Source organism: Acinetobacter sp. CIP 51.11 (assembly GCF_000369665.1).
Classification (GTDB): Bacteria; Pseudomonadota; Gammaproteobacteria; order Pseudomonadales; family Moraxellaceae; genus Acinetobacter; species Acinetobacter lwoffii_S.
In genome coordinates this window covers 14864-26354 of record NZ_KB850131.1, presented here as the reverse complement: position 1 = coordinate 26354, position 11491 = coordinate 14864, and the positions used below count along the sequence as shown (strand labels likewise).

Sequence of the window (11491 nt, the reverse complement as noted above, 5' to 3'; positions counted from 1 at the left end):
GCTACTCCTTAATGATCATGAGTAGCGCCAGATTTACCCAGCTCTGCTTTTAATAAATAAGAATTACCTGCTGCATAAATCTGCCCTGCTTTTAGACCAGATTTAACTTCAACAAAACCATTAAATTTATCGCCTAACTCTAGAGGACGTGCTTCAAAGTCATTCCCGACACGAATAAACACCACATCCCAATCACGGAAGTTTTGCAAAGCATCTTCACGGACAACCATCGGTTTCATGCTCTGGTTTTCAAAGATTTGTGCAGTGATTAACTGTCCTGAACGCCATCTGAACTGGTTGGGAATTTCAATAAAAACTTGCGCAGTTCGTGTTTTTGGATCAATCACGTCACTGATATATTTGATGCGCCCCAATGCTTCTTCTGTGCCTGTTTGAGTTTGAGGCTTAACAGTTACTTTATTATTTGGATTAATGGCATCCAGTTGATCCGCAGGCACATTAACCACAGCAATAAGTTGAGATGTATTGGCAATTTTGAACAATGGAGATGATGGCGTTACATTAGAACCAACAGCACCAAGCACTTGTAGAATCGTACCTGACATTGCGGCTCTGACTTCAATTGTTCCATTACCTGCCCCCCCATAGGAACGGATTAAGCTATTCAGCTCATTGGCCCTAGTCTGAGCATTTTCAAATTCACGTTTGGCATTGATGTAGTCAATTTCAGGTGAAACTTTCTTTTGAAATAAAACTCGTTCCTGTTCCATCTTTTTACGGGCAAATTGTAAGGTATCCAATGCAAGCGTACGTTCCGCATTAAGACGGATTAACTCCTGACTTTGCACAGTCGCTAACAGATCCCCCTGATTCACTTTATCGCCAATTGAACGGTACGTTTTTATTAATTTTCCACTCGTTTTAGGTGTAATAAAGCCTTCAAAATTATCAGGAAATTTAAGTTCACCTTTGAGTTCGAGTGCATTTTCAAACATCATGGGTTCAACTTTTAAAAGTTCCAAACCACTGCTCTTGATACTGCTATCAAGCATAGTGACTCGTCCCTCTTTGGTATCCCATTTCCAAGTATGTTTTTTACCTTGATAATCAACATTGATCACCATCAAGAATGAATGTGGCTCATAGACAATTTCATTCCCAATCAGATAATCGCTTTCAGGCTTAAATGATATGGTTTGTTCTGCATCAAGACGCTGGATAAAAATATTGGCACTAATCTCTTCTGGTTTTAATGGCTTATCTTTAAAGTAGCCATACACCCGTAAATGAGGCTCTACCCCTTCCTCGAAGATTTTGACTTCAGCAGCAAAATCACCATCGCGATATAAACGGCCCCCATGCGGGCCTTTTTCATCTCCTGCTACAGCAACTTTTTCTTCAGTCACCTCATTATGACTTGAAGTTTCGGCTTTATTACCCGTTTTGTACCAAGCGATTGCACATAAAACGACTAATAAAGCGATAACACCTGTAGTAATTAAAGTATTGGTTGGTTTATTCATATTTTCAGGCCTTATTCTTGATCTAAATTGGTCACATAATTTCGTTCAACCTCTGCAATTTGATTTTGCAAAGCCAACCACAAATCGAATCGAGCGAGATGTTTATCCAACCAAATTTGCTTAATAGTATTGAATTCAAGTAAAGAAATTTTTCCTGCCTGATACCCCATTTCAGCAATTCTCAAACTTTCTTTGGTGGCAGGAAGTATGGACTGATCATAATTTTTGATCGAATCAATCAGGTTCGATACTTCAATAGACTTATTTTCTAATTCAATTTTGGAGTTACGGTTTACGAGAATAGAACGAGTTTCTGCATGTACTTGCTCCGCTTGTGCAAGTGCAATGCTCCCCTTATTTCGATTAAAAACAGATAGGGGAATAGATGTAGAAACTAAGAAAACTTGATCATTGGTCTCCTGATAGTTCCTTACCCCTAAACCCAGTGTAATATCTGGCACGGCTTCTTTTTTAGCTAATTCATACTGGGTTTTAGCCAGTTGAGTTTTAAGCAAGGCTTCTTGTTCAGATAAGCTCAGTTTATCCGCAAAGTTAATGCTTAAAGGAACTTCTATTGCTTGATCAGGTAATACAGATATGAATTTGGAACACAGATTTTTTTGAAATTGAACTTTCTTCACTTCGTTCTGATAACGTAGTTTTGATTCAGACGATAAAGCTGAACTCAATTGAACATCAGATGGAATTACTCTGCCAAACTTCAATTTTTCATTCAGAACATGGGCTTGTCTCGCGTTCATCTTGCTTTCGGTAGAATAAATTTCTACCCGTTTTGAAGCCGCATACCAATTTGACATACAAACACGGAAATCGGCTTTTAATTCAGCCTGACGCTTCAATGCCTCAAATTGGTTATTATTCCCTTGAAACCCTGCCAACTGCCTACGCAAAGCGCGTTTATTATTGAGAGGAATATCCTGGGACAAACCAATCATAGTCGTTGGCCCATCAAGATCTTTAAGGTCTGAATTACCTAAATTGTCTAATTCAAGATTAAACGTAGGATTATTAAGTCTACCGGCATATTTCTGATTTATGGCATATGCGTGTTGAGACTGTTGCAAACTCTTCAAAATTGAATCGTTTGAAATTACCTGTTGTTGTAGCTGAACGTAATCAGATGCTGCAAATAATCGAGTCGTTGCTGCTACTAAACCACAGGCAAGAAATATCTGATATTTTTTAGACATGACTTTACCTATACAAAAAAATGGAAATTATTTTTTGTACAGAAAAATCAATTTCTTAGAACAATTAAACCTTTTGTAAATATATAGGAATTACAAAGATATTCTATCCTTTTCCTAAGTGCATAGGATCGAACGGGTCGTTCAAAAAGACTCAGGAAAAGCAGAATGAGCGGGAGGGAAAAACTTAAGAGAAAAACTGGATCAATTGTAATTTGATCATCAGCTTGAATAGGCTTAGTAGAATGATGAAAAGGTGCTTCATCATAACTGGTCCAGTTGTGATTTTTAGTATCTTCTAAGACTTGCTCTTCAGCATGATGAATAAGAGACCATTGGCTGGAACTGTCTGTTTCAACTGAGATAGTCACATCATGATGATGGTCAAGATTTTTAGCTATAACTGGCGCCCATGTGTAAGCTCCCGTTGTTGTTATCGCAAACAAAAACAGGACAAACGCAAGAATAAGTTTTGAGAACTTATTATGTGGCATACGAAAAAATCATCTCGAGATTCGCAGAAAGCATACTGAATAGAACTTCAAAAGTAAATTGTTATCTAAGATAAAAACTATTTGTATTATTTTTAGAAAAAGGTATGAGTAAGCTACCAAAGATAAGTACTCTAATGTTTGATTTCCTCAACAACCTTATTTTGGAATTATCTTATTCAATACCCACTACTGTTGTTATGCCTGTAATAAGGATCTCATTTCCAAATATATAAAGTAAAGCCAACAAAACTTTAAATGTATATAAAAAATGGTTAAATAATTGCAAGGGGGGCTTTAAAACGTTTTAATCGTAAAGCATTTCCTAGTACAAATATTGACGAGAGAGCCATTGCACCAGCAGCAAATACAGGAGAAAGTAGCAGTCCAAATTGCGGATAAAGTACACCTGCTGCAATAGGAATCAGAGCTGCATTGTAAACAAATGCCCAAAATAAATTTTCACGAATATTGGTTATAGTCGCTTTGCTTAAAGCGATAGCATTTGGCACTCCTTTCAGGTTGCCAGACATCAAAACCACATCAGCAGCTTCAATAGCTACGTCTGTACCTGTACCTATCGCTAAGCCAATATCTGCTTCTGCAAGTGCAGGGGCATCATTAATGCCATCTCCAACATATGCGAGTTTACCATATTGATTTTTTAATTTTTTAACGGCCTCTATTTTACCTTCTGGTAAGACTTCTGCAATAACCTCATCAATACCTAGTTTTTTTGCAATCGCTTGAGCTGTATGACGGTTATCACCTGTAATCATGGCAACCTTTAAACCTAACTGATGTAACGCTTCAATTGCAGCAAATGTTGATTCTTTAATTGGATCTGCTACAGCAATAATGGCAGCAAGTTTCTGGTCAATCGCAACATAGAGAGGGGTTTTTCCTTCTTCTCCCAAACGATCCGAAAATTGAGAAAAAACATTAGGATTCAAACCTAGTTTTTCCATATATCGATCTGCACCAATATGAACCAAATGTTCAGACACCGTTGCTTCTATTCCATAGCCCGTGACTGACTTGAAATCAGCAACAGGAGACAGGATTAATTCCTTATCTATAGCGGCTTGTACAATTGCTCGAGCAATAGGATGCTCAGACTTTGATTCAACGGCTGCCATAAGTGAAAGTACGGCATTGTATTCAAAACCTTCTAAGACATGCAGATCGGTTAAAATTGGTTTCCCTTCAGTCAGGGTCCCTGTTTTATCAACAGCAACCACTTTAGTTTCTTTGAGCAGCTGCAAAGCTTCCCCTTTACGGAATAAAACACCCATTTCAGCACCACGCCCAGTTCCCACCATGATTGATGTAGGCGTTGCAAGTCCCATCGCACAAGGACATGCAATAATGAGTACAGCAACCGCGTTCACTAAACTAAACGTTAGGGCTGGTTCAGGGCCGAAGATAAACCACGTAAGAAAAGTTAAAAGAGAGAGACCCATTACTACAGGTACAAACCACATGGTAATTTTATCAACCAATGCCTGAATCGGCAGCTTGGAACCCTGTGCCTGTTCAACCATTCGGATGATTTGAGAAAGCACTGATAAACTACCAACAGAGGTGGCTTTGATATTTAAGCTGCCACTTTGGTTAATTGTTCCTCCTACCACAGTAGAGCCTATCATTTTTTCAACGGGCATAGGCTCGCCAGTAATCATGGATTCATCAATAAAACTTTGGCCGTGAATAACTTCACCATCGACAGGGATACGCTCGCCTGGTCTAATCTCTACAATCGTTCCTGTTTGAACTGGCACTGTTGCAAATAACCACGAATGGTAAGCTGAAGACTGTTTTAGCTAAAGGTGCAGCATATGAATCCTTTCCATGGTCGGCATTTTCAGGGCGAAATCATTCTTTGGGCTGTGCGCTGGTATTGTAAATATGGCATTAGCTATCGTGAACTGCAGGAAATGCTGGCCGAACGGGGTGTGAATGTTGATCACACGACTATTTACCGTTGGGTTCAACGTTATGCTCCTGAAATAGAAAAACGTTTACGCTGGTATTGGCGTAATCCTACAGATCTGAGCTCGTGGCATATTGATGAAACCTATGTAAAAGTGAATGGACGATGGTCTTATCTGTATCGTGCAGTCGATCAACGTGGCGATACCATTGATTTTTATCTTTCTTCTAGACGTAATACCAAATCAGCATATTGTTTTCTTGGAAAAATTTTAAATAATGTGAAGAAGTGGCAAATTCCACAAGTGATCAACACGGATAAAGCACCCACATATGGACGTGCTTTATCACGGTTAAAACGGGAAGGTAAATGTCCACCAGACCTTGAGCACAGGCAGATTAAGTATAAAAATAACGTGATTGAATGTGATCATGGCAAGCTAAAGCGGATCATCAGGGCCACATTAGGATTCAAATCTATGAAGACGGCTTATGCCACAATTAAAGGTATTGAAGTCATGCGTGCACTACGTAAAGGACAAGCATCGTCATTTTATTATGGTCAGCCTCAGGGTGAAGTGTGTCTAATCAACAGGGTTTTCGGTCTCTAAGTACTTTTTAAAGGGAACATCATCGACTCAAATCTCTATTTGCAACAGTGCCGTTTGGAGTAGGGGTGGCAACAGTTCAAAGAGCCTTGAAAATAGATATTAAAGATGGTGATTGAACTCTATTAATTTATGTATGCACATATAAAGTTTGTTAACACATTTTTAATGTGATAGATTTTACAGAGAGGCGCTATATATGACATATCAAGAATTTCAGATTGAACTTATTAAAATTGGTTTAACAATTAAAGAATTAGCTACCTTGATAGGTATGAATCCGAATTCTATAACTAACTATAAGAGCAAAGAAATTATTCCTTTAAATTTAGCAATTACAGTCTCATTGATATCTAGCTTAAAAAGTAATGGCATTGATCCAGAATTGGCTATCAATGAAGTAAAAAGAAACCATTTTAAGGACTTTCTACAGTCCAATAAAAATAAGGAAATTTGATTGTATGTAAAAATTCTAATTAAAAATAAAGGTCAAGAAATTTTTGGATTTCTTTTAAATGTAACTCTTACAAATTCGAAATAATTCCCATTTCAATTTATAAGAAGCGTTATTAATTAATATTTAGACATATATACGTCGTGTTAAGCGAGCGATTGTAATATTATAGTCTTTGATTTAAAAACTTAGATAACATAATGAATAGCTTAGGAAATTTAAAAGGTCTAATTGAGAGATATAATCAGGATATCGAATTTTACCGTTCTACTCGATATAATGAAACTCAACTACGTACTGATTTTATTGATCAATTTTTTGCCATTTTAGGCTGGGATATAACCAATGTTACTAGAAAAAGTACTCATGAACGTGAGGTTTTGGTTGAAGAAGGAATTCGATTTAAGTCTAATGAAAATACAAAAAAGCCAGACTATACCTTTCGTCTCTTTTCAGAGCGTAAATTTTTTGTAGAAGCTAAAAAACCAAGTGTTCATATTGATATCGATCCTGAATCAGCAAAACAAGTCCGTCGCTACGGATTTACCGCAAAGTTGAAGATTTCAGTCCTTACCAATTTTGAATATATAGCGATATATGACTGTTCGAACCCAGTTTCTGAAAGTGATTTAGCATCAACTTCTCGAATCAAGCTTTACCATTACACAGAACTTGTCGATAACTTTGATGAAATTAAGAAATTAATTGGGAGAGAAAGCGTTTACTCAGGCCAATTTGAAACAGAATGGTCAGATATTGAAAGTAAGATATCTCGTTTTAGTGTAGACGATTTATTTCTACAGCAAATCAATAATTGGCGGGTAATGTTAGCGAATGATTTTATTTCTATAAAACCGGAATTAAATGAAGAACAGCTTAATGATCTAACTCAGGACTATATAAACAGTATTGTTTTTCTTCGAGTTTGTGAAGATAGAGAGTTAGAAGACTATGAGACACTTTATCACTTTGCCAAAAACAAAGATTTTAAGTCACTAGTTGATAAATTAAAACTTTCCGATAAAAAGTATAACTCAGGATTATTTTCCTTATCATATATCAATCAACTTATAAATAACCAAGAATCATATATTTGGACTATTATTGAGCAACTATATTTCCCTCAAAGTACTTATTCATTTTCGGTATTTTCTTCAGATATTTTAGGAAATATTTATGAAGTATTTTTAAGTGAAAAGATTCGTCTCAATCAATATGGGAAAATCGAAATTACGCCCAAGGCGGAACACCTTGATAGAGATGTCGTCACAACCCCTACACACATTATAAAAGAGATAATACGAAATACTGTTATAGAGTTCTGTCAGGGCAAAACAGATAAACAAATATTAAACTCAAAATTTGCAGATATTGCTTGTGGTTCAGGAGCATTTCTTCTAGAAATATTTCAGGTCATACAAGATATACTAATCGATTATTACATCGAACATGATCGTTCGAAATTGCAACAACTTACTGAACATAGTTTCAAATTAAAGTTTCCAGTTAAAAAGGAGATTTTAAATAATTGTATTTATGGAATCGATAAGGATTTTAATGCTGTAAAAGCATGTTCGTTTGGATTGCTATTAAAACTTCTTGAAGGTGAATCAAAAGAAACTATTACATCAGATATTCCAATTTTACCGAAGACTGATGAAAATATTTTGTTTGGTAATAGCTTGATAGAACTAACAGATAATGTAAAGAGTACTGACGTTTTAGCGATTAATCCCTTCAATATTGATCTTCAATTTGATGTAATCGTAGGTAATCCGCCTTATATGGCAACTGAGCATATGAAGCAGCTCACTCCTTTAGAACTACCACTATATAAAAAGAAATATAAATCAGCATTTAAGCAGTTTGATAAGTATTTTCTCTTTGTTGAGCGGTCATTACAGTTACTTAAAGACAATGGTTATCTAGGTTATATCCTGCCATCAAAATTTGTAAAAGTAGGTGCAGGTAAAAACTTGCGACAACTACTAGTAGATAGTAAATCTCTTTGTAAGTTAATTTCATTTGGTGCAAACCAAGTTTTTAAAAATAAGACTACTTATACTTGTTTGTTATTTTTAAAAAAATCACAACAGACTGAGTTTTCTTTTTATGATGTGAAAGACTTTAAAAAATGGCTAGCTCGGGATGAAGACGTTGTAAATACTAGTACCTATGAAATTGCTAATCTTGATGCAGATACATGGATTTTAGAAAATGAAATAAATCAAATTCTAGAACTAATGTATAGAAACTCTCAACCTTTAGGTAATATTTTAGGTAAAAAAGCAATTGCTAACGGTATACAGACAAGTGCTAACGAATATTACATTCATAAGGAAATTAAAACCGAAGATGGGTATATTTACTTTGAGTACCAAGGCAGTATTTACCACGTAGAAAAGGAGCTTACGAGACCTTACTTTGAAACTCAACGCTCAGGTGATGATCACTTTTACACATATAAAGATGTTGAGCCTAATGCTTTTGTGATTTATCCATATAAGAAAGTAAGTAATCATATTGTTTTTGTAGAATACGAAGAACTAAGGACTACATATCCAAAAATGTTCGACTTTCTCCATCTAGTGAAAGAACATCTTGATAACGACAAACGTTCTATAAAACCAGATCCTACGACATCCAATGAATGGTATAGATATGGACGTAGCCAAGCACTCGAAAATTGTGATGTTCCTCAGAAAATTATTGTGGGAGTTTTATCAAATGGCTACAAATACTCTATAGATAATCATCGAACTTTTGTTTCTTCTGGAGGGACTGCCGGATATAGTATTATTAATGTGCCTGAACATAGTCCATACTCAATTTATTATATACAAGCTCTTCTATCATCTAAGTATTTAGAATGGTTTGCATCAGTTTATGGCGAAGTATTTAGAGGTGGATTTATTGCTCGTGGAACGAAAGTACAGACTCGTATGCCTATTCCTATAATTGATTTCGAAAATCAGTCGGAAAAAGAGAAGCATGATCAGATAGCTAGTCTGCAAGCAAAAATGAATAAGCTATACACAGATCTTTCCAAAGCAGACAACCGTTCAAGAATCACGTTAAAAAGACAATTTGATGCTATGGTTTTAGAAATGAATGACCTGCTTAAAATTCTTTTCGACTTAGGTGATTTTGATAAAAATATACCAAATGTGAACGAACTATATAGCTCACTCTAACAAAGAAGTAGGGAGGAAATAAATTTCCTCCCTACTTCATATTATATAAATTATCTGCCAATAGATAAATTTTAACTATACAACACGCAAATATGTAATTTTATTTACGCATACGACGATCACGCAATTTTTGCCAGATTTTCATAAGCTCTTCATTATCTTGTTTAGAGAACCCTAATTTAGTGAAAATGGCTTCGCCTTGGTTTCTAATAACTTCCTCAACTTTTCCATCCTTTACTAATTGGTTCAGAGTATCAGGATCATGTTTATAATCATCAATTACAGGTATATATAGCTTCTCAATTTCAGAAGGAACAAGCTCCAACACACCTCCACCATAATATCTACCTTCTAATTCTGCTGTGATAGCAGTTAACGGGTTTAAGAAGCTACAAACTAAATTTTCAGCATTTGTGAAACTAGATGTAATACGATAGGCCGTATCAGTCGTATAAGCTCCGACGCTATTCAAAATTAGTCTAGGGGCCTCATGACAGCGCTTTAGCATCCCAATCTCTGTACTATAAATTGATGGAACTTTATACCAAGGCTTTCGTATACGACACTTATACCGTTCATTGAGCTTTTCCTGCTCTCCAAGTTGTATATAATTCTGAACACTTAAAGGAAGTTCATTGTAATCAGATTCAATATACAAAAAGTTTGTTGGAAGGTTTTTTAACTGGTTAGATTTATGCTGATTCTCATCATATAAAATACCTGGACAATGTTGGCTTTTACCAAACATTGGATGAGCATAAGCTGAAAGGTTGTATGTCTCTACAGTTTCATTATCTACTAAGAAGAATTTATTAGCTCCAGTTACAATACCAACATCTACTGTAGCTATAGTTTTAAATTTGTGAACTGATTCATGACTAATAATCTTATTAATTAATGAAATTTCACTTTTATTTAAGACTGCTTTAGTCCATTTGCCCTCTACTGTTTCACCATTAATCCCTAATGTTTCATTGAATAATACCTCAGGACTTTTTTCCAAAAACTCAGAACCTTCGACACTAAAAATACCAACACCTTCAGATGGTATGCTGATATCGGTTTTTTTCTCTGCCATGATAATTACAGCACCTTGCAGAGTATCTTCAAACCAGATTTCTTTTGGATCTATGATCACAATCTTTGAACAAATTTCACCCATATAGCTACGCAAAGACTGAGCATGCATTACATTAATTATCTCAGATGGAATAACCATAGCCATACGCCCACCCTTGTTTAATAGAGCAAGCGTTGATAATAAGAAAGGAACCCAAGCATTCGTGTGTTTAGTAAATTTTTGATCTAGTTGTTTAAAAACAAGTTCTGCCTGTTCCTGAAATGACTTTTCTAAAAACTGATATCTAATGAAGGGAGGATTACCTATAACTGCATCAAATAATTCAATTTTTTTATCAAGTTGATCATTCGCCCATACTAAAAAATCGCCAGACGTAACACTAGCATTTTTGAATCCTAATTCTGAACACAGGTTAGATGCTTTTTGAACTTCAGTATCAAGCAATTCAAAACATGACAGTTCAATATTTTTGTCACACTTGTTGTTGTGTAAAGCTTGAATAAATACTCCATCACCACAACTTGGTTCAAGCACCGATTTGGGCTGCTTTTCCAATACCCATTTAGAAACAAAATCTGCCAAATTTTGAGGAGTATAATAACCGCCACGTAATTTTTGAGTGGTCTGATCTACTTTAAATTTCATTACGTTCCTTCAAAAAGCTTTTAATAAGTTCTGGCTTATTTTCCTCTATATGCTTATGCGCTTTATCAGTGAACCAGTCTTTCAACGTTTGCTGTTTATGAGCTAAGATCGAGTAAAGAGCTTTCTTTAATTCGGGGTCTACTTCCAGAACTATACGTCCTGATTCACCTTTTGCCATGATGTAACCTATATGATGCTTGTTATGTTACATAGGTTACATTCATTTTAATTAAGGTAAAATATAAATTTGAGAAATTAAATTTAATTGAATATTAATCAATCAATTATTTGTAGCTAATAGAATTATACTTAGATTAGTTTTTGCTTATAGTATGATATTTTAATAAATATCATTTAAATTTAATATCAATAAAATAAAACACTTACACACAAC

8 protein-coding genes and 1 pseudogene are annotated in these 11491 nt (G+C 35.3%); 3 read left to right on the top strand and 6 right to left on the bottom strand.

Annotated features, from left to right (window positions below; all coding sequences use genetic code 11):
* Positions 1-8: 8 nt before the first annotated feature.
* From F894_RS14550 to F894_RS14535, 4 genes and pseudogenes are all read right to left on the bottom strand, one after another.
* A complete protein-coding gene (locus F894_RS14550) occupies positions 9-1484 on the bottom strand; it encodes an efflux RND transporter periplasmic adaptor subunit (RefSeq protein ID WP_005248671.1) in 1476 nt (491 codons plus the stop codon).
* Positions 1485-1495: 11 nt separating this feature from the next.
* Positions 1496-2695 carry a TolC family protein gene (locus F894_RS14545; protein WP_005248670.1) on the bottom strand — a complete coding sequence of 400 codons (1200 nt, stop codon included), beginning with the start codon at positions 2693-2695 and terminating at the stop codon, positions 1496-1498.
* Positions 2696-2742: 47 nt separating this feature from the next.
* A complete protein-coding gene (locus tag F894_RS14540; protein ID WP_005248669.1) occupies positions 2743-3186 on the bottom strand; it encodes a hypothetical protein in 444 nt (147 codons plus the stop codon).
* Positions 3187-3458: 272 nt separating this feature from the next.
* A pseudogene (locus F894_RS14535) lies at positions 3459-4958 on the bottom strand (copper-translocating P-type ATPase); the annotation flags it as partial.
* A gap of 63 nt (positions 4959-5021) precedes the next feature.
* On the opposite strand from F894_RS14535, the gene F894_RS14530 reads away from it, so the two are divergent.
* The 3 genes from F894_RS14530 to F894_RS14520 all read left to right on the top strand — a co-directional run bounded on the left by F894_RS14530 (position 5022) and on the right by F894_RS14520 (position 9371).
* The gene (locus tag F894_RS14530) at positions 5022-5726 is read left to right on the top strand and encodes an IS6-like element IS1006 family transposase (RefSeq protein ID WP_001067784.1); all 705 of its coding nucleotides are present in this window, start codon (positions 5022-5024) and stop codon (positions 5724-5726) included.
* Between the two features lie 196 nt (positions 5727-5922).
* The gene (locus tag F894_RS14525; RefSeq protein WP_005248666.1) at positions 5923-6180 is read left to right on the top strand and encodes a hypothetical protein; all 258 of its coding nucleotides are present in this window, start codon (positions 5923-5925) and stop codon (positions 6178-6180) included.
* A gap of 197 nt (positions 6181-6377) precedes the next feature.
* A complete protein-coding gene (locus F894_RS14520; RefSeq protein WP_005248665.1) occupies positions 6378-9371 on the top strand; it encodes an Eco57I restriction-modification methylase domain-containing protein in 2994 nt (997 codons plus the stop codon).
* A gap of 100 nt (positions 9372-9471) precedes the next feature.
* On the opposite strand, the gene F894_RS14515 is transcribed toward F894_RS14520, so the two are convergent.
* The gene (locus F894_RS14515; protein ID WP_005248664.1) at positions 9472-11097 is read right to left on the bottom strand and encodes an N-6 DNA methylase; all 1626 of its coding nucleotides are present in this window, start codon (positions 11095-11097) and stop codon (positions 9472-9474) included.
* Positions 11087-11275: a hypothetical protein gene (locus F894_RS14510; RefSeq protein WP_001051769.1), complete on the bottom strand. Its 189-nt coding sequence runs from the start codon at positions 11273-11275 to the stop codon at positions 11087-11089. The genes F894_RS14515 and F894_RS14510 overlap by 11 nt, the downstream gene beginning before the upstream one ends.
* Positions 11276-11491: the final 216 nt, after the last annotated feature.

Coding starts and splice junctions, on each gene's coding strand:
- F894_RS14550 (WP_005248671.1), bottom strand. CDS start 1,484: ATGAATAAACCAACCAATACTTTAATTACTACAGGTGTTATCGCTTTA.
- F894_RS14545 (WP_005248670.1), bottom strand. CDS start 2,695: ATGTCTAAAAAATATCAGATATTTCTTGCCTGTGGTTTAGTAGCAGCA.
- F894_RS14540 (WP_005248669.1), bottom strand. CDS start 3,186: ATGCCACATAATAAGTTCTCAAAACTTATTCTTGCGTTTGTCCTGTTT.
- F894_RS14530 (WP_001067784.1), top strand. CDS start 5,022: ATGAATCCTTTCCATGGTCGGCATTTTCAGGGCGAAATCATTCTTTGG.
- F894_RS14525 (WP_005248666.1), top strand. CDS start 5,923: ATGACATATCAAGAATTTCAGATTGAACTTATTAAAATTGGTTTAACA.
- F894_RS14520 (WP_005248665.1), top strand. CDS start 6,378: ATGAATAGCTTAGGAAATTTAAAAGGTCTAATTGAGAGATATAATCAG.
- F894_RS14515 (WP_005248664.1), bottom strand. CDS start 11,097: ATGAAATTTAAAGTAGATCAGACCACTCAAAAATTACGTGGCGGTTAT.
- F894_RS14510 (WP_001051769.1), bottom strand. CDS start 11,275: ATGGCAAAAGGTGAATCAGGACGTATAGTTCTGGAAGTAGACCCCGAA.